Annotated in this window: 19 protein-coding genes; 7 read left to right on the plus strand and 12 right to left on the minus strand. The window is 58.8% G+C overall.

Features of this window, described 5'->3' with window-relative positions:
* Positions 1–174: 174 nt before the first annotated feature.
* Entirely contained in the window at positions 175–1,620 is a 1,446-nt protein-coding gene (locus tag EII11_RS02610; protein WP_240623030.1) for a L,D-transpeptidase family protein, read from the minus strand.
* A 212-nt stretch (positions 1,621–1,832) separates the two neighbouring features.
* Entirely contained in the window at positions 1,833–3,281 is a 1,449-nt protein-coding gene (locus EII11_RS02615) for a L,D-transpeptidase family protein (protein WP_124868367.1), read from the minus strand.
* A 149-nt stretch (positions 3,282–3,430) separates the two neighbouring features.
* Between EII11_RS02615 and EII11_RS02620 the strand changes: the two genes are divergently transcribed.
* The 3 genes from EII11_RS02620 (at position 3,431) to EII11_RS02630 (ending at position 6,380) form a co-directional block, all read left to right on the plus strand.
* A complete protein-coding gene (locus EII11_RS02620) occupies positions 3,431–4,768 on the plus strand; it encodes an AMP-binding protein (RefSeq protein ID WP_124868369.1) in 1,338 nt (445 codons plus the stop codon).
* Between the two features lie 2 nt (positions 4,769–4,770).
* Positions 4,771–5,682 carry a 1,4-dihydroxy-2-naphthoate polyprenyltransferase gene (locus tag EII11_RS02625; RefSeq protein ID WP_124868371.1) on the plus strand — a complete coding sequence of 304 codons (912 nt, stop codon included), beginning with the start codon at positions 4,771–4,773 and terminating at the stop codon, positions 5,680–5,682.
* A gap of 140 nt (positions 5,683–5,822) precedes the next feature.
* Positions 5,823–6,380 carry a hypothetical protein gene (locus tag EII11_RS02630; RefSeq protein ID WP_338068023.1) on the plus strand — a complete coding sequence of 186 codons (558 nt, stop codon included), beginning with the start codon at positions 5,823–5,825 and terminating at the stop codon, positions 6,378–6,380.
* Here EII11_RS02630 and EII11_RS02635 read toward each other — a convergent pair.
* The 4 genes from EII11_RS02635 to EII11_RS02650 all read right to left on the minus strand — a co-directional run bounded on the left by EII11_RS02635 (position 6,370) and on the right by EII11_RS02650 (position 8,955).
* Positions 6,370–7,038, minus strand: coding sequence for a histidine phosphatase family protein (locus tag EII11_RS02635; RefSeq protein WP_124868373.1), 669 nt, complete (start codon positions 7,036–7,038; stop codon positions 6,370–6,372). The genes EII11_RS02630 and EII11_RS02635 overlap by 11 nt on opposite strands.
* Positions 7,039–7,074: 36 nt before the next feature.
* Positions 7,075–8,469 carry a peptidase U32 family protein gene (locus tag EII11_RS02640; protein ID WP_240623031.1) on the minus strand — a complete coding sequence of 465 codons (1,395 nt, stop codon included), beginning with the start codon at positions 8,467–8,469 and terminating at the stop codon, positions 7,075–7,077.
* A gap of 94 nt (positions 8,470–8,563) precedes the next feature.
* Positions 8,564–8,662 carry a 30S ribosomal protein bS22 gene (locus EII11_RS02645; protein WP_003792170.1) on the minus strand — a complete coding sequence of 33 codons (99 nt, stop codon included), beginning with the start codon at positions 8,660–8,662 and terminating at the stop codon, positions 8,564–8,566.
* 74 nt (positions 8,663–8,736) lie between these two features.
* On the minus strand, positions 8,737–8,955 hold the full coding sequence (locus EII11_RS02650; protein ID WP_124868377.1) for a helix-turn-helix domain-containing protein: 219 nt from the start codon (positions 8,953–8,955) through the stop codon (positions 8,737–8,739).
* A gap of 404 nt (positions 8,956–9,359) precedes the next feature.
* Between EII11_RS02650 and EII11_RS02655 the strand changes: the two genes are divergently transcribed.
* The 4 genes from EII11_RS02655 (at position 9,360) to disA (ending at position 14,119) form a co-directional block, all read left to right on the plus strand.
* Positions 9,360–10,754 carry a TrkH family potassium uptake protein gene (locus EII11_RS02655; protein ID WP_240623049.1) on the plus strand — a complete coding sequence of 465 codons (1,395 nt, stop codon included), beginning with the start codon at positions 9,360–9,362 and terminating at the stop codon, positions 10,752–10,754.
* Positions 10,755–10,848: 94 nt separating this feature from the next.
* A complete protein-coding gene (locus EII11_RS02660; protein ID WP_124868381.1) occupies positions 10,849–11,517 on the plus strand; it encodes a potassium channel family protein in 669 nt (222 codons plus the stop codon).
* Between the two features lie 77 nt (positions 11,518–11,594).
* Complete coding sequence (radA, locus tag EII11_RS02665) at positions 11,595–12,974, plus strand: DNA repair protein RadA (protein WP_124868383.1); 1,380 nt, start codon at positions 11,595–11,597, stop codon at positions 12,972–12,974.
* A gap of 74 nt (positions 12,975–13,048) precedes the next feature.
* On the plus strand, positions 13,049–14,119 hold the full coding sequence (gene disA, locus EII11_RS02670) for a DNA integrity scanning diadenylate cyclase DisA (protein ID WP_124868385.1): 1,071 nt from the start codon (positions 13,049–13,051) through the stop codon (positions 14,117–14,119).
* 161 nt (positions 14,120–14,280) lie between these two features.
* On the opposite strand, the gene EII11_RS02675 is transcribed toward disA, so the two are convergent.
* Genes EII11_RS02675 through ftsH form a run of 6 tightly spaced genes read right to left on the minus strand, consistent with a single transcriptional unit; the run spans position 14,281 to position 21,813 of the window.
* Positions 14,281–15,072 (minus strand): hypothetical protein, encoded by a 792-nt coding sequence (locus tag EII11_RS02675; protein WP_124868387.1) that lies wholly within the window; start codon positions 15,070–15,072, stop codon positions 14,281–14,283.
* 38 nt (positions 15,073–15,110) lie between these two features.
* Positions 15,111–15,620, minus strand: a complete 510-nt coding sequence (locus tag EII11_RS02680; RefSeq protein WP_124868389.1) for a DUF3180 domain-containing protein — start codon at positions 15,618–15,620, stop codon at positions 15,111–15,113.
* Complete coding sequence (gene folK, locus EII11_RS02685; RefSeq protein ID WP_124868391.1) at positions 15,617–18,250, minus strand: 2-amino-4-hydroxy-6-hydroxymethyldihydropteridine diphosphokinase; 2,634 nt, start codon at positions 18,248–18,250, stop codon at positions 15,617–15,619. Before folK ends, EII11_RS02680 begins: the two co-directional genes overlap by 4 nt.
* Positions 18,251–18,260: 10 nt before the next feature.
* Positions 18,261–19,181 (minus strand): dihydropteroate synthase, encoded by a 921-nt coding sequence (folP, locus tag EII11_RS02690; protein WP_240623032.1) that lies wholly within the window; start codon positions 19,179–19,181, stop codon positions 18,261–18,263.
* Positions 19,182–19,210: 29 nt separating this feature from the next.
* The gene (gene folE / locus EII11_RS02695) at positions 19,211–19,777 is read right to left on the minus strand and encodes a GTP cyclohydrolase I FolE (protein ID WP_124868393.1); all 567 of its coding nucleotides are present in this window, start codon (positions 19,775–19,777) and stop codon (positions 19,211–19,213) included.
* Positions 19,777–21,813 carry an ATP-dependent zinc metalloprotease FtsH gene (gene ftsH, locus EII11_RS02700; RefSeq protein ID WP_124868896.1) on the minus strand — a complete coding sequence of 679 codons (2,037 nt, stop codon included), beginning with the start codon at positions 21,811–21,813 and terminating at the stop codon, positions 19,777–19,779. Before ftsH ends, folE begins: the two co-directional genes overlap by 1 nt.
* Positions 21,814–21,846 lie beyond the last annotated feature (33 nt).

Genomic DNA, 21,846 nt, shown 5'->3' on the forward strand with positions numbered 1-21,846 from the left:
AAAACCGATCCAGACGCTGTTATTGAACTGTTATAGATCTCGTCAATTCCAGGCGTCATTTTGTTGAGATTCCGCCAAAATACGGGGCTGTATCGCCCAGCGGAAAGAGTCATCAGATTAAGAAAATTGGGGGATATTCCTCTACGGAATATCCCCCAACAAGCGGACTATCAATCAGTAATGGCTGACAACAGGTGTACCCATTTCAGACCACTGATGCACCCATTTCGCCTCATGAACGGGCATATTCACACAGCCATGTGAACCGCCCGGACCACTCCAGCCGAAGGAATCCTGCCAGGGCGCCCCATGGAAAGCATAGGAACCATGGAAGTAGGACACCCAGGGAACATCCTTGGCGCAGTAAGGCCACTCCGGCGTACACCCCATGTCCTGCTTGTCGTACTTGAGGTAAATGTGGAACAGACCAGTGACCGTTTCATTACCTGGCGAACCTGGCACGATCGGCACAGGACCATGAACCCGGGAAAGCCCCACATAGGCTGACACCGAGTTGTTCCCCAGGTTGATCTCCAACCACTTCTCCCCCTCGGCAGCGGGGTAAAGGGCGTTCTCAGCACCTGGCAATGCCGGTCGGCTCTCGTAAGGGGCTTCAACCTCGTCGTAGTCAAAATCGCCGGTGAAGCTCTTGCCATCGCTCAAGGAGGTCAAGACTCCTTGAGCCACGGCAGCAGCGTTGTTGACTTTAAAGCCCTTCACGCCCTTGCGCGCCTCTACCAAGACCTTCCCGCTGGCATTGACATTGTTGATGCCAGGCTTCGGGGCGACATTTGTCTCTTCAGCAGTCTTTTCCACCCACGAACGCACCTTCGCCTCATCAACAATAGGCTTTTCAAGGCTCTTGCCATCAGGCGATAGAGGAACCTTCACCCACGACGCACGCGTAGCAGCGTCCGCTGTGAAGTCATCAATGCCATCGGAAATAGAAACCTCAAGCCCCGCCAATGCCTGAGCAGCAGCAACCATCTGCTCAGCTTCCTCGGTAGTGATTTCAGGCTTTACTTCCTGCACAACGGCAGTTGTGGACACATTCGACAGGCTGCCCGCAGCCTGTTCAGCGACCTTACTCAAAGCATCGACATCCAGGCCCGTCCCCGACTTCGCCTCAGTTGCCCGGAAAGTGTTGCTCTCAGAATCAAGAGCCACCGTCGCGTTCACCACTACCGGGCCCGCCTTCCGCGCCAAAGCATCAGCGAAGGACTGTAGTTTCTCGCGATTCACAGTCACCACAGGCGTCACCTCACGCGAAGAGAAGAGAGCCCCCAACTTCGAGGCGAACGAGCGATTCCCCTCCATTGCCTGTTCAGCGGTTGCCTGGGCGTCCACCGTCACCCCCAAATCCCCCAGGGAGGCAGCTACGGTCTCACCCTCCACGGACACCTCAACGCTAACGTCCTTGACGCGCTGTTCAACCATGGCAGCAATAGCGGCAACGTCCATTCCTGTGACCTGCTGCCCCGCAACACTCACCCCCGGAAGAGCTCGGGTGTCATAGTGAGCGGCATAGGCGTAGGAGCCTGATGCTCCACCAATCAGAACCAGGCTTGCAAGCACACCACCGGCGATCCACAAACGCCGACGTGAGGGATGGTCTGTCATGGAACCTGATCATAGTGGGTAAAGCTTCAGTTTCCGAAGAGCTAATCAGCATTCACACAATGCGATTGCACACGTTTTCAGCTTGCACTCAGGAAAATACTGATGTGCAGCATAGTGTCCTTCACCCTCCAACAAACATCCCACTGCCTGCAGCAAAGCCTCCAGCACGCAGCATCACCATGCTGCGAACTGGAGGCCTCACATGACAAAGGTCAGTAGTGGCTCACAACCGTGGTCCCGATATCAGCCCACTCGTAGATCCAACGAGCCGAATCCACCGGCATATTCACACAGCCATGAGATCCACCCGGACCATTCCACCCGAAGGAGGAGCGCCAGGGAGCCCCATGCAAAGCGAAGTCACCATGGAAGTATGTTGCCCACGGAACATTAGGGGTCTCATACGGGGTGCCATCAGCGTTCAAACCACGCATGGTCTGCAGCGGGTTTTGATGCCACACCTTGAAGGTGCCCGTGATAGTCGGCGTCTCGGGGGCACCGGGAACCATGTACACCGGCCCTTGAACAATTGTTGCTCCCTCATAGGCGCTCACGGTATTGGTCGACAGATTAATATCAATCCACTTCTCGCCAGGTACCGCGTGGTAGACCAAGGAACCAGCCCCGTCAGCGATCAGTCGCGTCTCAAACTCGGGCTTGGCCTCGTCATAGTCAAAGTCGCCCGCATAGGGAGTGGCAGAGCCAAAGGCGGCGGTCACCTCCTTGATGACTTCCTCGGCGTTCTTCACCTTCCATCCCGATTTTCCAGCGGAGTGAATCGACACCTCATCACCGCGAGAGTTGACATTCTTGACGCCCTTCACAGGCTCTTCATTGGTGGCATCTGCCGTCTTCTTCACCCACTCGGCAACCTTCGCAGCGTCAACCTCGGGTCCCTTCATGCCCGCAGCATCAACCCGCAAGGACACCCAAGCGGCCTTATCTGCAAGGCTCGCCTGGTAGACAGTGATGCCATCGGTAACGGACACCTCCGTGCCGATCAGACGATTGGCAGCCGCAGCGGATTCCTCGGCCATCTCTGTGGTGACAGTCGGCTTCTCATGATCGACGGTAACGCGAGCATTCGTCGGGCTCAAGGTCGAAGCAAGAGTCTGAACAGCCTTTTTGACCTGCTCGACATCAACCTTCTTCCCTTCGCGCGCAGGCGAGGCAACAAACTTCGCTGAATCGGCATTAAAGGTGACAGCCGCATTCTCCACCCGACCAGAGGCGTCTTCAACCAAATGGAGAGCAAAATCTGACACGACAGCCTCATCCAGGGCATAGTCAGGACGCAGATCCACCCCACTAAAGGCCGCCTTCATCTGGCCGCTCAGGCTAGAGGACAGAGCAAAAACATCATTGACCGTTTTTTCAACGTCAACTGTCACACCAAGGTCACCGGTAGAGGCTGTCCGCGTTGCCCCCTCGACGTCAAGGGTCAATGTCGCAGCTTCCACGCGGGCGTTGAGGCGATCAGTGACAGCCTGACGATTAAGGCCGGAAATATTTTCGCCCAGCACAGTAATTCCGGGGACCGCATGGGTCCGGTAATACATGTGGGCTGCTGTCAGTGCAGCAGCACAGGCAGTAAGCACGATAAGGGCGAGAGCGATAAGCCACTTCGCGCGCGTTGAAGGCGCAGACAGATTGAGTTTCATTACTTCTGATCCTAAATCACTGCGTCCCCTTTTTCTGCTTCACTGCCAGTAACTCAGCTCACGCCTGTCACTTCTTTCCGCTCCTCAGCAGCAGCGCAGGCTATGCTCAAGATCGGCCTCCCCGTCCGCACTGTAGAAAGGCACCGCTGATGTCTACCCGCATCCTCCTTGTTCCCGGCGGTACGGCCATTGGTGCCGTCGCCCTGGCCCACGCGGGGATTCATAAGCTGGTCGAACTCTACGAGGAACGTCAGGCTGACCCTGAACATCCCGCTCCACACACGGTTGTGGTTATTCGCTCCCCCGAGCGTGTCCCCCCCTCAACGCTTCGGACCGCCGCAGCAGACCCTCACAGTGTCTTTCCCGAATTAGCTGAGAGAATCGCCGCCGATCCGCACTTTTTTGATGGCATTGACCTCGTGATCGAAACCTCGGGTTCCTCAACTGGCACGCCGCATCTGGTGGGCATCTCCACCGAGGCTCTCCTTGCTTCTGCCGCTGCCACCCACGCTGCCCTCGACGGGCCAGGAATCTGGATTCTTGCCCTGCCAACACATCACATTGCGGGCGCCCAGGTTCTCCTGCGATCCACAGCGCACGATTTCCCTCCGCGTATCGTCGACACCTCTGCAGGTTTCACCCCCGCAGCACTTCTTCCCGCGATTCGTGGGGCCACCTCGCAAGAGGGCGTGCCCGCATACCTCTCGCTCGTTCCGGCCCAGTTACGCGAATGCCTTCATGACGACGAGGTCAGCGCAGCCCTGGCAACCCTGTCTGCGGTTTTGGTTGGCGGGCAGGGGATCTCCCCGGCACTCCTGGATGCGGCCCGCGAGCGCGGGATCCGTGTTCACACCACCTACGGTATGACGGAAACCAGCGGGGGCTGCGTGTATGACGGCATGCCCTTAGATGGCGTTGAAGTGCGTCTGCTTGAGGAAAGCGGAGCATCTCGTTTGGCAATCCGTGGCCCTATGCTGATGACACGTTATCTTGATGGGGATTCGCCTTTTGTCGAGATAGACGGGCAGCGCTGGCTTCTGACCGGTGATACCGGCAGGATTGGCGAGGACGGTCGCGTGCACGTCACTGGCCGCGCTGATGACGTCATTGTCTCGGGAGGCCTGTCGATCTCGCCGCGTGAAGTTGAGCAGGCTCTGACGCACCTCCCCGATATTGAGGATGCCTGGGTGGGGGCTCTGCCCGACGAGCAGTGGGGGCATATTGTGGCGGCACTTGTTGTGCCCTCCGCTTTGCCTCAGGTGACGGGGGCTCACGGAGAGGGGCCAGCGTTGGCTCAGCCTCCCTCCGATCAGTGGTGTGAGGCCTTGCGTCGTGAGTGCGCAGCCCACATTGACCGCCATCATGTCCCGCGCGTGATTGCTGTGACCGACGCGTTGCCGCTCGCTGGCAGTGGGAAAGTGGATGGTCGCGAGGCTGCGCGTATTCTCAACACATTGGTTGAGCGCGGATTAGCGTGGAGGAAATAAGTATGGCAACGGCCGCTCACTGGTTAGAAGGGGCACGTCTTCGGACTCTGCCGGCAGCTGTGGCTCCCGTCATTGTCGGTACTGCCGCAGCGATCAACATGGGTGTGTGGGAACCTCTGCGGGCTTTTCTCGCTCTTGTAGTTGCGCTGCTATTGCAGGTTGGCGTGAACTTTTCCAACGACTATTCCGATGGGATTCGCGGTACTGACGACCACCGGGTAGGTCCGCCGCGTCTGACAGCCTCGGGGACGGTTAGCCCTCGCACTGTCCTTTTTGCGGCTCTGGCGTGCTTTGCTGCCGCTGGGGCAGCCGGACTGGTCTTGGTTGTCCTCTCCGGCACCTGGTGGCTAATCCTCGCTGGAATTGCCGCCATTATTGCCGCATGGTTCTACACGGGGGGTCGCACCCCTTATGGCTACATGGGCATTGGCCTGTCAGAGCTGATGGTATTCGTTTTCTTTGGCCTTATGGCCACTGCTGGCACCACCTACACTCAGCTCATGCCCGGAGAGGACGCGGCTTTACCCGCCTGGGTGTGGCTTTTGGCCTGTGGAATGGGCCTACTGTCGGTGGCGCTGCTGATGGTCAATAACATTCGTGATATTCCCACCGACCGTGAATGTGGGAAGGTGACTCTGGCCGTCCGCTTGGGGGATCGCATCTCACGCTGGGTATATGTGCTGAGTGTCCTCGCTGCCTTCTTCTGTTTGGGAGGCGCCCTCGTGTTGGCACCCGGCGCTCAGCCTCTGCTTGCTGCCCTTGCTGTTCCCACGAGCGGCGCCCTCGTTTATGGCATTGCTCAGGCAAAGGAACGCACGCAGTTCCTTGCCCTGCTGCGCAACACTGGCCTGCATACCCTGCTGTGGGCGTTTGTCGCAGCATGTGGCTTACTGTGGGTACTTTTCAGCTCGTGAAGGGGGCTTCGCCACCGGCCGCCACCGTGGGCACCGGCCCTACTCGCTGCGCGTTCACGCTGACACTCCCACCCTATCGGCGCGGGTGATGCGCACCTCCTCACACCCCGAAGCCTCCACAGACTGACTATGCTCGAAGGATGCTGAGAGTAGTTCTTGTCCTGCTGTGGATTGCCGTGACGGTCTATGCCATTGCCGACTGGTGGCGCACGCCCGAGGAGCGCTGCCCCGGCCGCATCCCTAAGGCCCTGTGGCTACTTCTCATTCTTTTGACAATCCCCTCGTTTTCCATTGGCTCCATTGCCTGGGTCATCCTGCGTGCCGTTGCCCGCGCTGAAGCACGCCAACGCGGCGAGATCATCGACGATGAAGGGTTGTTCAGTAACATGCGCGAACGTATGACTCCCACTGCTGCGCCTTCTGCACCAGCTCCTGTCGCTCCCGACGACGATCCAGAGTTTCTTTTCCGCCTTGAACGTGATTTAGCGCGGAAAAGAGCCGAGGAACGCGCTGCCGAGGAGAAAGCAGAACGCGAGCGCCAAGCCCGCGAACGTGAAGACAGGCGCGCAGCGAGCCCCTCAGAGCACACCACAGGCGAAGCCGACCCTGCCGCGGCTAACGACACCCAGCCAGGTAATCACTCGGTCGAGGCCGATACTCCCGAGGAAGGCGACACTCAACCGCCCGCTAGCGTTTAAGGGAGGCCGCCGAGTTTCCGGGAGTCATATCAAGAGCCCCATCAAGAAGATGCCCTGCGGGTTCATCGTAGGAGATTCCAACCAGGGTGTTCCCATCAAAGATGAACGACGTCACCGAAGCCAGGGAACATTCCCGTGAGAGCGGATTGTGCGCCAACCTGAGTCCACGCGCAAAGCGGGTGAGGGTCACGATCGGCATCTGATGGGATACCAGCACGGCCTCATGCCCCTTCGCCACCTTCAGGGCGTGTGAAAGTGCAGCACTCATCCGGGAGGCGACCTCAACATAGGGCTCTCCCCACGAAGGGCGAAGCGGCGCGCGGTAATACTTCCAGTAGCGAGGATGAGCCAGGGCAGCACGATTCGCGTTGACAGGCATACCTTCCAAGGCACTCGCCGCCTCGATAAGGCGTGAGTCAGATTCCAGTGGCAAGCCGAAAGCCTGCGCTGTCGGCGCAGCGGTCTGCTGAGCGCGCTTAAGTGGCGAAGCAATAACCGCAGTAATATCAGCCCCGCGTTGAACGAAAGCATCCGCGACGCACTGGGCCATAGCGTGGCCGCGCTCGGTCAGACCAAAACCGGGGAGTCGCCCATAGAGAAGCCCCTCTGGGTTATCGACCTCTCCGTGACGCATAACATGAATAACCGTGGCAACCATGCCCCTAGTCTCCCACAGTGTCAGCCAGACGGCCTCTTACGAGGCCGCCGCAGCGGGTGGCGCGAGAGGTAGAGAGCGGGCACGCACCTGAGCACGGATCATCGCGCCCGTAGGGATTGCCCTGTCGCACGGCAGGGAGAACTCGTGAGCTGGGTGGTTGATCTGCCCAACAGGGTCCCCATTCTCATCACGCAGCCCTTCGGCAGGGACACGGTAGACAACAGGGGCGTGTCCGGGGAACAGGAACTCAATATCCATCCCGGGACTGATCTTATTCTTGGCGTAAATGTGAAGACGCCCTTCGGCCTCGTCAAAGCGGAGCACGTTACCCAGCCACCGCCAGTCGTTCATATAACCGCCAACCACGATATTCTCTCCCGCTGGGTGATCCGGGTAGTAGAACCCGGTGGAGTATTCACGGTGAGTGACCTTCATGGGTTCCTCAAGAAGCCACTCTGGCAGGACCACCGGCCCGTTCTGCTGGCCCTCATGGGGGGTGTATCCTTCGGCGGCGGAAAGCTGGTGGGTGAAGGGTCGTAGAGAACGCCCGTCCTCGTCCTCGTAGCCGCGTTGGATCATGTACTCATTGACGGCAGTCTTGTACGCATTCGCCATAGCCGCCACGTAATAGGCGCTCTTGGCACGGCCTTCAATCTTCAGGCTCGTCACGCCAGCATCAAGAATCTCATCAACATGAGCCAGAACGTTCATGTCATGGGAGTTGAACAAGAAGGTCCCGCCGTCAGTGACCTCCACCGGGATGAATTGTCCGGGGCGTTTTTCTTCAACAACATGGTATTTCCATCGGCAGGATTGAGCACAGTCGCCGTGGTTTGCATCCCTGCCGGTCAGATGCTGAGAGATCAGGCATCGGCCTGAAAAAGCCATGCACATGGAGCCGTGCACGAAGGCTTCAATCTCAAGGTCTGCGGGCACCTGAGCGCGAATACCTCGAATTGCCTCAAGGTCAAGTTCTCTGGCCAGGACGACACGGCTGGCCCCCATGGCGGCAAAAGCGTTGGCCGCCTGATAGTTCGTGATACCAGCCTGGGTAGACACATGCACCTCTACGTGGGGCGCCACCTGGCGGGCCGCCATCAAGACGCCAATGTCAGAGACGATCAGCGCGTCCACGCCGATCTCCCCAAGCTCACCCATATAGGTATTCATTGCGTCAATTTCGTCGTTTGTCGGCAAAATATTGCAGGTCACGAAGAGACGCGCATTCCGAGCGTGAGCGTAGGCGACAGCCTCCTCGAAATCTTCCATCGAGAGATTTCGAGGCGCACTTCGCATACCAAAAGCTTTACCGCCGCAGTAGACGGCGTCAGCACCAAAGTCGATAGCGGTTTTCACGGTGGCGAGGCTGCCCGCTGGCGCAAGCACCTCGGGCTTTTGCCGCCTCATAATCGGGGGAAACTCGAAAGACACCACCATAGGATAGGTGATTGTTCTTGCCTTGATTCAGGGCTTTAGGCGGAGAAGGAAAGAGGGGACCTGGCTTCAGCCAAGTCCCCTCAATACGTCACTTCTTGTTGCGACGCTGGTGGCGCGTCTTGCGCAGGAGCTTGCGGTGCTTCTTCTTTGCCATGCGCTTGCGGCGCTTCTTAATGACGGAGCCCATCGGGTTCCTCCCTCTTTCAGAGTCGTTGCTGTTACCGCGCTCTCAGGGGTGCCAAGAACGCAACAGAAGTAATACTACCCGCCAATTCCGGTAAGTCGATCATCGGACCACTGTGACATTTGGGCATCGATGAGTTGGCGCACGGCAACTTCAGGAACACGGAAGCTCTTACCAACACGAATAGCGGGGATCTCCCCACCGTGAATCAGCCGATAAACGGTCATTTTCGAGACGCGCATAAGCTCCGCCACCTCTGTCACCGTCATAAAACGGGGGGCGGAATGCTCAGTCATTACCAGGTCTCCCAGTGGTACAGGCAGCGGATCCTTTATCCGCACTTGTGACGCCTCTGAAGATATATTACAGACTCATCGTCACACTCAGCGACCAAATGAGCGACGAATTTTTCTTTTATCGCCGTGCCAGTTCCCACACTCTCGTCTTGGCCCCTACGATGGAGGCAAATTGTGTCCATCAGTGACGCTGAAATCCGGTGCCAACCGCACCACATGACCTGCCCCAGAAGGCTCCCCAGACGCAAGAAAGCTCCGCACACATGGAACGTCGTCCTGAAGAACCCCGCGCGGGGCGCACCTTCTTCCGGCGACGCCCCACGCGCCCGGCTCCGCCCTCGAACAGTCACCATTTCGACGCCGAAACTCTGCTTGACGCCGCCATGCCCCTGCCCGTACTGCGCATGGAAGAGGCCCGCCAACATTCCATCTTGAAAAAGACGCGCCTGCGTAAAGTACGCGAATGGGCAGAAGACCAGGCACGCATTGCCCCCGCACGCCTGGCTTTGGTTGTCTTTACCTCCATTATCGTCGTCATCACAGCCCTTTTAGCACTCCCGATCTCAACCGCTTCAGATCGCCCCGCACCCTTCGTTGACATCCTTTTTACGGCGGTGTCGGCTGTCTGCGTCACCGGCCTTACAACCGTTGATACCGCGACCTACTGGTCCCCTTTCGGTCAGGCTGTCATTGCCCTAGGGATATTCATTGGCGGCTTGGGTGTCATGACTTTGGCTTCGATTCTGGGGTTCGCAGTCTCTCACCATCTGGGGCTCACGCAGCGCCTTCTCACGGCAGCGGAAACAAAAACCGAGCAAATGGGACGCATCACCACCCTAATTCGCGCGGTGATTGGGACATCCGTTATCGCTCAAGGTGTTCTTTTCCTCGCTTTCTTTCCGCGTTTCCTTGCCTTGGGAGAGTCCGTCTTGCCTGCCGCATGGCATGGGCTTTTCATGGCGATCTCTGTCTTTAACAACGCGGGATTTGTGGTGATTGTCGGCGGCTTAGCCCCCCACATTTCCGACTGGTGGATGCTCACCCCGATTATCGTGGGAACCTTTGTGGGTGCCATTGGCTTCCCTGTCGTCTCTGACCTCGCCGCCCGCTGGCGCACCCCTTCTAAGTGGACACTTCACACGAAGCTGACACTGTCGACCTACCTGATTCTTGCCGCCATCGGCGCAGTCATGATGGCCCTGACAGAGTGGACAAATCCAGAAACTTTGGGGGAACTCGATACCTCCTCAAAAATGCTCAACGTCCTCTTAGCCGGTGTTAATGCGCGTTCTTCTGGACTGTCGGCCCTTGACGTTGGTGTCATGCGCCCGCAAACCCACTTCGTCCAAGACATCCTTATGATGATTGGCGGCGGTCCGGCATCCACCGCCGGCGGTATTAAGGTCACGACTTTTGCCGTCCTTGTGCTTGCAGTGATCGCTGAGGCACGAGGCGACCGCGACATTGAGTCATTCGGGCGTCGCATCCCTATCCCGGTGGTGCGCGTGGCGGTGTCCGTGGCACTCATTGGGTCGGCAATGGTGGCGGTGTCGGTGGTGTTCTTATTGACCCTGACGCAGTATTCCCTTGACGTCATTCTTTTTGAGACGATTTCTGCCTTCGCCACAGTAGGTCTTTCTACGGGTATCACGCCGACTTTGCCGCCCCTGGCAAAGTATGTGCTGGTCGCTTTGATGTTCGCGGGGCGCACCGGCACGATGACGCTGGCGGCTGCCCTGGCATTGCGTGAGCGTCGCCGCGTGATCCGCATGCCCGAGGAACGTCCGATTATCGGCTAAAACTCAGTGTTTCCCCTCGTTAATGCTGGGCGCACGGTGGCGCGTATCGAAAGAGGTCGGCGGAAACGCCTCGGAAGATGAGAGAATACGAGCTATGGCAGATGATAGGCAGCGTACTTCCGGCACCCTCGTCATTGGTCTGGGACGCTTTGGTTCAGCCGTGGCCACCACGATGGAGTCCCTTGGCCACGAGATTTTGGCGGTGGAGAAGGACCCCCGCCGTGTCCAGCAGTTCACCGGACGTTTCCCTCTGGTTGAAGCCGACGCCACTACGAACGAGGCCCTTGAGCAGTTAGGCGCACGCGAGTTTTCATCCGCTGTTGTGGGCGTGGGCTCATCTTTAGAGGCATCAGTGCTCATTACTGCCAATCTTGTCGAATTAGAGGTGCCCAATATTTGGGCGAAGGCGACCTCTCGTGAGCATGGACGAATCCTGAAGCGTATTGGCGCCCACCACGTTGTCTACCCCGAGTTCGACGCGGGTATTCGCGCCGCCCACCTGGTGTCGGGCCGCATGATCGATTACCTCAAGATGGACCGCTACGGCTTTGCTGTAATGAAACTGCACCCGCCGAAGGAGATTCAGGGCTTCACGATCGGCGAGTTGGATTTGCGTGGCCGCTACGGGGTGAATGTGTTGGGTGTGATCTCTCCCGATAAGCCCTTTGAGTACGCCAGCGCGCAGACGCGTATTAATCCCGAGGATGTCATTATCGTCTCGGGTGATACGAGCCTGCTTGAGCACTTCGCTGCACGCCCATAAGGCACACCCCCAGGGCAGCGTGGCCCGCTCTTGAGCGCTTGACCTCAGATTCGGGGTGGAGTGTGTAGCGTGGTGGCATGGCAAAAGAGAAGGTGACCTACCGTTGTAGTGAGTGCGGCTGGTCCTCCCCCAAGTGGGTCGGGCAGTGTCGGGAATGTCAGGCCTGGGGCACGATTGACGAGGCCGGAGCCGCCTCCCCCACCTCCGTTGCGGCCACCACGCCGCGCTCCCCTGCTCTCCCCATCGGTCAGGTTGATGGCGAGCAGGCCCGCCGCCGCCCAACGGGTGTGAGCGAGCTGGACCGTGTCCTTGGCGGGGGTATTGTGCCTGGTGCCGTGGTACTTATGGCTGGGGAGCCGGGGGTTGGTAAGTCCACCTTGCTGCTGGATGTGGCCGCCCGCGCTGCTCGTCAGGCGCGCAGCGCTGAAGGTGCTGGCACTGGCCCGGTGCTCTACGTGACTGGCGAGGAATCCTCCGCTCAGGTCAAAGCCCGCGCTGAACGTATTGGCGCTATTGATGATCATCTTCTTCTGGCCGACGATAATGACCTTGCGGTGCTTCTTGGACACGTGGAGGCGGCCTCACCCTCGCTCCTGATCGTTGATTCCGTGCAAACTATCCAGTCTGCGCAGGTTGAGGGTGGTGCCGGTGGTGTGGCGCAGGTGCGTGCGGTGGCCGCAGGGCTCATTCGTGTCGCCAAAGAACGCAATCTCCCTGTTCTTCTGGTCGGTCATGTCACCAAGGACGGCGGTATTGCTGGGCCTCGTGTGCTTGAGCACCTCGTTGATGTGGTCTGCCAGTTCGAGGGTGAACGCCACGGCCGCCTGCGCCTGCTGCGCGCCGTGAAAAACCGCTACGGCCCCACCGATGAGGTGGGCTGTTTTGAACTGACCGACACCGGTATTCGCGGTCTGCCAGACCCTTCAGGCTTGTTCTTGTCGCAGTCTTTATCCTCCGTGCCAGGCTCGTGCGTCACTGTCTCGATGGAGGGACGCCGCCCTATGCCCACTGAAGTGCAAGCTCTTGTAGCTGCTACGTCGTCGGGCTCGCCTCGGCGCACGACCTCGGGGGTGGACCATTCTCGGGTAGCGATGGTTCTGGCCGTGCTGCAGGCGCGCCTGGGGGCGGACACGTCCACGTTGGATGTGTATGTATCGACAGTGGGCGGGGCGCGCACCAGCGAATCCGCTGTTGACCTGGCCACGGCTATCGCTGTTGTCTCTGCTGCACGCAACCAAGCGACCGCTACGGGCCTGGTTGTCATTGGCGAAGTTGGGCTGACCGGAGAGATTCGCTCCTGTCTCAGTGTTCAACGCCGCCTGCAGGAAGCCGCACGGCTTGGCTTTACTCGCGCGATTGTGCCCGCACAGGGTTCGGAAGACTTACAGGCCGTTGATGGTCTGACGGTTTTGCCCGTGTCGGATCTCGCAACCGCTGTTCGCGTTGCCCTGCCGTAGAATCCTTACTAGGTGATAACACTGTTTGAATGCACCAGTACCTTGTGAACGCTTCGAGTGATTAAGGAACGCCGATGAGCTCAGATGCTTCCCGGATGAGGCGAGCCCTCCAAGCAGTTGCCCCTGGCACTGCCCTGCGTGAAGGACTGGGCCGTATTCAGCGTTCACACACGGGCGCTCTGATTGTGCTGGGATACAACGAAGAGGTGACAAGCCTCTGCTCAGGCGGCTTCGAACTTGATGTTCCCTTCACTGCCTCGCGTCTGCGAGAGCTGTGCAAGATGGATGGTGCGGTTGTCATTGACCCTGAGCATTGGCGAATCCGCCTGGCGAATGTGCAACTCCTGCCCGACCCGTCAATCCCCACCACCGAGTCCGGTATGCGTCATCGCACAGCTCAGCGAGTGGCCCGTCAGACTCGTTTACCTGTGCTTTCCCTGTCAGCCTCCATGCGGATGATTTCCATTTACGTTGGAGAACTTCACCAGACCGTTGAAGAGCCTGAAGCACTGCTATCGCGTGCGAACCTTGCTGTTGACACCCTTGACCGGTACAGTCAACGCCTGGATGAGGTCTTGCAGTCACTGACGGTTCTGGAAATGCGGGATTCGGCAACCATTCGTGACGTTGCGACCGTCATGCAGCGCATGGAGATGATCCGCCGTATCACCACAGAAATCAACGGTTTCCTTGATGAGCTGGGTTCTGAGGGTCGTCTGCTTGCCCTGCAGATGGATGACCTTTTGCACGGTTCAGCTTCGCAGCGTGCGCTCATTATGCGCGACTACATCCGCGACCAGGATTCTATTCCTACCGCTGAAACGCTCCTGTCTGAGCTTTCTGGCGAGAAACTCGTTGACCTCATGGCCGTGGCGAATGTGCTGTCCCTGGGTGTCTTTGACGTCGCTGACCTCGACCGCCTCGTCCAACCGCGAGGCTACCGCGCGCTCTCCCTGGTGCCCCGCCTACCCTGGTCGGTCATTAAGGATATCGCCCAGCATTGGAACTCTCTGTCTGACTTGCGCGAAGCAACCGTTGAAGAACTCCAAGAGATCGAAGCGATTGGCCCCTACCGAGCCAAGCTCATCCGGGATAGCCTGCTGCGCCAGCAAGAGATGGCAGACTCGGGCATCGTCGGCTGGTAAGCGCACGCCGCAAGCCCCTCGTCCCCTGAGCTGGGGACACGCAGCGGCTCGTACCCATATGAGCCATGCTTCGTCCGGCTCATGGGCTCATCCGCGCCGCGAGCACTGCCTGCCACCACCCCTGAATAGACTCCAGCCCCATGGGGAATCAAGCGGCGTACCTAGGGCAGGACCTCAATGACGTGCTCGCTGCTGGTGTTTTGGTCGCCGTACATGACGCGCACCTTATAGGTGCCCGGCTGGGCGAGGTCGGTCGCGCCATCCCCGTCACTATCAACGGGCGCACAGCCCCTGTGACGACGCCCATCCCATGTCAGCTCTCCCGTCCAGGACGCCGTTGGGGATAAAAGCAGCGGAGCACTCCCTTCACCGCCCTCGCATTGACGCGAGTCGTAGTACACCTCATCACCGCTGGTAATCACCAACCCGAAGAGGTCGGCACGGGTGGAGCATGCTGTATTGGCCTGCGTGGCCACTGAAAGTGAGGCCGTCAGAGCTTGCCCAACATGGATGCTGCCGGTCGTCGAGTTTAGGGCGAGCATCTCTGAAGTACATTCGGGGATACGCACCGCGTCATTGGGATAGAGAATCCCATCTGCGGTCATCCGGGGTGAGTCACTATCCTCAACCGCGCCGGACTGCGCACCGCTTTGCACCACGGACTCATCAGAATCAGAAAAGACCCACGCTACCGCGTTAAAAACAGCCCACAGGATAAGTCCAACAACAAGAAGCAAGCCCGTGCCCGTAATAATGCGGCGCGGCCACAGGTTCGGGCGTCCTTTCCTCCGACCCGCCTGACGGCGAATCCCCGACGGCGATCCCGCTAAAGAGGCCTGACGAGGCCGAGCCCGTCCGCTCGCAGACGTGGATGTTCCACTTCCAGAGCGTGTAGCACCCCGACGAGGGCGTTCCCCCTGCGAAGATCCTGAAGGACGAGAAGAGTTCGGCATAGGAGGAACGCTAGCGCGCCCAGAGCAATCCCGAGAGCCTACACGCCGCCCGTCAACGGAGTGTGACGCGTCAAGGAACGAGAGTCACTGCCGCCGCGATTATTCTCTGAATCGTCCGAATCAATCTGGCACCAGCGTTCAACGACGATACCGGAAAGCGCCCACGACATTGAGCACAGGGCAGCAAAAAGAGCCCACAGTAAAGCCTGGCGAACCCCCACAGCTTCAACCCAGGGAAGGTAAGACACGGATAGGCCCAACCAGCAACCGACAAGAAAGATGTTGACTCCGGCCGATGCCCGTGCCAGCAAGGCAATTCGGAAAGCCCACAGAGGGGTCATCCGAGTTGGCTTTCCCTCGCGTAAACGTCGTACGCCCTGACCGGCAATCAACAAGATGATTGCTATCAGCACCGAGGCGAGCGCCCCCAGTGGGCTGACAACAAAAGGACTGTATCCCAGCGTGAGCAGCACAAAGTTCACTCCCGCAGTTAACGCCGCACCCAGCAGGCCGAAGCCGACAAGAGGCAGCACGGCAAGAGGCTTCATGGGTGCTGCGTATCCCGCTTCACAACCGGAATCATGCCGGTTGCCGTCGGACGCATTGTCACACGATCCAACATTCCCGTTGCGCTCGGAAGATCGGTGACTGCTCCGGTCAATGTCCCTTCAGGAAGGTCGGGTGCAAGCAGTGAAGCTCGGGGAGTCGCGTTGCGCCCGCCTTCGGAGGAATCGTCAACGATGGTGACCTTCGCACTCGAAAAATCCCATTGTGGTAGGGGACGCTCACCCATTTCAGCGGCGGAGCCATAATCTGCGCCGTCAACGCCGTGGCCTCGCGTGAGGTTCTCAGAAGAGGCACGCGGCCCGTCTTCAGGAAGCGGCGCATACTGGGCCGTCCTCTTCGGCAGAGGTCGCCGCGTAGCTTCACGCTCTGCGGCGGCACGCGCTTGGGCGGCAATCCGCTCGGCCTCAATGCGAGCTGTTTCAGCGCGGACGGCTTCTTCTTGAAGTCGCGTAGCTTCACGAGCGGCAATTTCACGTTGTTCGCGTGCCAGACGTTCACGCTGGTACTGTTCCTGTGCTCGACGCTCACGCTCGAACTCTTCTTGCGCCAAGCGCTCACGTTCACGTCGTTCTTCCTCCTGGCGGAGGGCACGGCGGCGAGCTTCTTCGGCGCGTTGGGCCTCGATGCGTTCCAGCTCGGCGCGGGCTCGTGCCTCGTCAGCGACTGCGCTCTCTGCTCTGCTACCGGGCACACTCGGATGATTCACCGTGCGCCCACTAAAAGCATGTCCAGAACCTGCCGCACCCGAAGGGTCAGCATCAAAGTGTTGTAATGGAGCCCAGCGCATGGGACGGTGTCCCGGATTCTCTTCGAGAACCGCATCATCCACGAGAACCTGCTGGAAGGGAAGAGGCTGGGCGACGGCCGGCCCTTCCGCAGCGGAGGCTACCTCCGTGTGGGGAGCTTCTGTCCGGGAGGGAACGCCCTGCCTGGTTTCATGTGAGGTCGCAGGATTGCCAGGAGAAACGACAAAGTCCAGACGGTGCCCATTACCTTGGGCCGAGGCGGCGGGCGTTGGGGTGGGAGCCTGGCGAGGAAGCGAAACTGCCGGAGAAACCGCGGCTATCGGGGAAGCCGGAACTGGAGGAGACGAAGGGGGGGCAGAAGATGGAGTGGCAGGGCGAGGCGCATGAGCCTGCACAGGGGGCTGGTCCTGTGCGGTAGTAACCGAGGGAGTCTCCCTCTGACGCGTCACGTTGCCTGGCTCATTCTCGGCAGTCGGCTGCTGAGGAATATCCTCGGGTTCAATAGGTGTTTGTGCCCAGGAATTCCACACCTTGTGCCACAGCAGGTCAGCTCCTTGATCAGGCTGCAAGGAGGCTTTCGAGCTCGGATCAAGTCTGTCAAGGCGGCTCAGCGCTAGGGGTTGGGCAATCTCTGGCACCGCAATGGGGGGTATAACCAGAGGGCGGGCGGGATCGGACATCCCGGGAATCTCTGCAAGAGTGGACGGCTCGTTCAGCACCGGCTGAGGTTCGGCACCGGGTGAGGATTCACGGGTATGACCACCAGCAGCAACCAGGGAATCGGACTCCGCTTGGATCCCCTCTGGGGACTCCAACCAGTCATCTACTGCGTCGACAATGCCGTTCAGGTCAGCCGTACGACTGAGAAGATCATCAATGGAGCCAAAGCCCGGTAGCGTAGCCTCTGGGTCGATCAGGAGCCAGGGCGCAAGAACGAAAGCACGCAGGTGAGCGCGCGGGTGAGGAATAGTGAGCGTAGCGTCGCTGACATGAAGATCACCCATCGAAATGATGTCGATATCAATGCTGCGCGGCCCCCAGTGCTCATGGCGCTCACGGCCAAGTGCTGCTTCAATACCGGCAGTGTGATTCAGCAACTCGTGGGGAGTCAAGGTAGTGCTGCCAAGAATGACCGCATTCCAATGATCGTCTTGGGGCGCCTGCCCGGGTGCGAGCACCGCGTGGGTGCGCAGCAAAGGTGAGACATCATGGATGTGGATTCGGGGGATATCAATAAGGTGTGAGACCGCAGCCGCAAGAGTAACGGGTACATCTCCGACATTACCGCCCAGAGCCAGCACAAAAGGATGAGACTGGGGTTCTTGGAGAGGCGTCTGTGGTGTAAGCGGCGCGGCGGGCGTAGGTGGCGACTCTACTAAGGACGGCAGAGCGGGAGCCTCGTCAGGCCCGCCAAACCCTACCAGGGGTTCGTCTGCTTCTGGAGCGACCTTGCCGTCAACAACAGTGATATCACGGATTCGCGCGATTGTTCCGGGCGTATTCCCGCGGCGGACGGTGACCGCCACGTCGGTGAACTCCTGTTCGAGGGGCGCCTGCGGCTTGTGAACGGTGACCTCTAATCCTTCAACGCGAGGGTTGGCCAGGAGGACGTCCGAGATTCGCTGGGCGAGGGTTTCAATCAGGTGAGCGGGGGGACCTTCAACGACTGCCACGACATCATTGGCAACGTCAGCGTAAGAGACAGTGTCGGCAATATCATCGCTGCTGATCGCGTCTGTTGTGTCAACCCACAGGGCGATGTCGATGACAAAAGGTTGCGGGGCAGCATGCTCGAACTCAAACACCCCGTGGATGCCTTCGGCGGTCAGCCCTCGGAGGGTGATGATGTCAAGCTTCGCGCTCACTGTCTCAACCTCACTTCCCGCTGTTCTCTGTATCTGGATTCTCTGTATCTGGGTTCTTTACGTCTGGCTCGTGTCGACGGAGGCTCTCCATTTCCTGGAGCACCCGCACATTCGCTTCGATGTTATGAACTCGGACTGCCCATATGCCCTGATGGGCAAGCATCCGAGTGACCTCGGCTGTCAAAGCATCCTTGTCATTTCCCCGTGTTGCCAGGAAACGTTTACGTGATGCTCCAACGAGCACAGGATACCCTAGCGCCCTGAAGGCTTCGAGTGAGTCAAGAATAGTCCAACATTGTTCATTAGTGAGCGAGAAGCCAAGACCAGGATCAATAATGATGCGTTCACGGGCTACTCCCGCCGCCAGAGCATCATCCACCTGCCCCTGAATACGCTCACACAGTGTGGCAATCAGATCATCACCATAGTCAAAATGTTCCTCTGGAGTGCCCGGCAAAGCACGGAAATGCTGAACAACATAGGCACACTCAGTTCCCGCAACAACCTCGTTCATCGCCGGATCGAGACGGCCACCAGAGACGTCATTAATAATGCTCGCCCCGACCGCCGCAGCCCGCCGCGCAGTGTCAGCATGAATCGTGTCGACAGAAACAAGGAAACCAGCCCCCGCAAGAGCCTCGACCACCTGCCCGATTCGAGACCATTCCTCTTCGGAGCTAATACGGCGCGACCCCGGACGGGTCGATTCTCCGCCAACGTCAATGATGTCAGCACCCTGGAGACGCATCTGCTCCGCATGAGCAAATGCGTCTACGGGATTCACCCACAGCCCCCCATCCGAGAAAGAATCGGGGGTCATGTTGAGAATACCCATTACCAGAGTTCGCCCCTGAGGGAGCACGCGCCCAGCGGGTAGCTGCGGAGACAACGGCAGCGCAATGGGCGAGTGACCATCATTCGCCCCGCTCATAGGGCGACTGTCAGCAGAGGCAAGGAAAGTCACCGAGGCCCACCCATCACCAGGGCCATCATCTCGGCTCGGGTCGCTGGGTGGTTCATAATGCCTCGCAGAGCTGAAGTGACCGTTGATGCGCCTGGCTTACGAATACCGCGCATCGTCATACACATGTGCTCGGCTTCCATCACCACAATCGTGCCTTGAGGTGCAAGAACTTCATGCAAAGCGTCAGCGATCTGAGAAGTCAGTCGCTCTTGGACCTGCGGCCGACGCGCGTAGCCTTCAACAACGCGAGCCAACTTTGACAGGCCGGTCACGCGGCCTTGTGAGGGAATGTACCCCACATGCGCCCGCCCGTAAAAGGGAAGCAGGTGGTGTTCGCACACCGAGTGAAACTCAATGTCGCGGACAAGCACAAGCTCGTCGGTGCCCGTCTCAAACGTCGTACGTAGATGTTCCCGGGGATCCTCATTCATCCCCGACAGGAGTTCCTTCCACGCGCGCCCCATACGAGCAGGCGTATCTTGGATTCCTTCGCGGGTTGGGTCCTCACCGACCGCGACGAGTAAGTCCTTTACTGCGGCAACAACAGCTTCCTCGTTATACATCAGATGCTACGTTCCTCACTCGTCTGAGTCCCGTCAGTGGCAGTGTTCTCTCCCGCGCTGACCTGCGAGGTGAGGTCAAGGGCAGGTCCTGTGGCAGGCGTATCGCTAACGCCCACAGGGTTTCCCATCACGGCTCCGGGGATGGCAGCATCGGCACCGTAGTTCCACACGGGGCGTTCATCCTGCTTGACAATGTCAGCGAAAATCTCGGCAAGCTGCGCCTCATCAAGAGTTTCTTCCTCAAGAAGACGCTCAGCAAGGGTGTCAAGGACGGCGCGGTTTCGAGTGAGAATCTCCCACGCTTCACGCACGGCGTTATCCATCAAGGTGCGCACTTCTGCGTCCACGATGGCCGCAGTTTCACCCGAGTATCCCGGACCTTGGGCGTGTCCGCCCCCGGTGTGAGAGAAGGGTTCCGTGTCGGAACCACCCAGCTTAACGGTACCGACCCGTTCTGACATGCCGTATTCGACAACCATTGCCCGAGCGGTCTGAGTGGCTTTTTGAATGTCATTGGCTGCGCCACTGGAGGGATCTCGGAAGATCAGTTCTTCAGCGACGCGACCACCCATGGCATACACCAGGTCATCGAGCATTTGATTGCGCGTCTTGGAGTAGCGGTCTTCCGTGGGCATCACCATCGTGTAGCCCAAAGCGCGGCCACGGGGCAGGATCGTCACCTTCGTCACCGGATCGGTGTAGCGCAATGCGGCAGCGCACAGTGCGTGGCCGCCCTCGTGGTAGGCGGTAACAGCCTTATCGTGATCATTCATGACGCGGGTGCGCTTTTGCGGACCGGCGATCACACGGTCAATAGCCTCATCAATAGCACGATCATCAATGAGGTCAGCGTTGGAACGCGCAGTCAACAAAGCTGCCTCGTTAAGGACATTAGCCAGATCCGCACCGGTGAAACCGGGGGTACGTTTCGCAATCTGACGCAAATCCACGTCATCGGTGAGAGGCTTACCTGCGGCGTGCACCTTGAGGATGGCCTCACGGCCCTTCAGGTCAGGGGCATCCACAGCGATCTGACGATCAAAACGGCCCGGACGCAACAGGGCAGGGTCAAGAATGTCGGGGCGGTTGGTTGCCGCAATGAGGATGACATTGGCGCGATCATCGAAACCGTCAAGCTCCACAAGAAGCTGGTTAAGGGTTTGTTCACGCTCGTCATTGCCGCCACCAATACCGGAGCCACGGTGTCGACCAACAGCATCAATCTCGTCGATAAAGACGATCGCAGGAGCGTTCTTCTTGGCACGCACGAAAAGGTCACGCACACGTGAGGCACCAACGCCGACGTAGAGCTCAAGGAACTCTGAGCCGGAGATTGAGAAGAAAGGAACCTGGGCTTCGCCAGCCACTGCCTTCGCTAGCAGGGTCTTACCCGTGCCGGGAGGACCATACAGCAGAACGCCACGGGGAATTTTCGCGCCAACCTTACGGAACTTTTCAGGGCTGGCCAAGAACTCGCGGATTTCCTCAAGTTCTTCGACTGCTTCGTCCTCGCCTGCGACATCAGCGAAGGTAACATCTGGGCGTTCCTGGTTAAATTCTTTCGCCTGAGACTGGGTGAAACCACCCAGCATCTTGCCCCCACCCATCCGTGAATTAAGGAACCAGAACGCCAGACCCATCACCAACAGCAAAGGCAGAACCATCTGCAGCATTGCCATCAGTGCCGAGGTACGCGGATACAGAGCGTTCCAGCCCTTTGCCGGTTCGGCTTTCTGCGCTGCTGCAATGATGTCCTTGGTCTGAACCTCGGCATAGGTAAAGACAATGGAGGTTCCCAGGTTGCGGGAGGGGTCACCGAGTCCGGTTGTCTTGTGTTCCCAATCCTTGGTCAGCGTGAGATTCACCTGCTGGGTCACGTCATTAATGACAACGCGCTCAACGGTGTCGCTCTTAAGGATTTCGAGACCTTCAGAGGTGTCGACCTCTTGCGGTTGGAAAACCTGCCACAGGTACCATCCCGCCATCATCAAAATCAACAGTGGGATGAGAATAAACGCGAGATTAATCCGCTTCATTTTCGTGCGCTCTGCCACGAGAATCCTTTGTTC

The sequence above is a fragment of the Schaalia canis genome (assembly GCF_003858455.1).
Classification (GTDB): Bacteria; Actinomycetota; Actinomycetes; order Actinomycetales; family Actinomycetaceae; genus Pauljensenia; species Pauljensenia canis.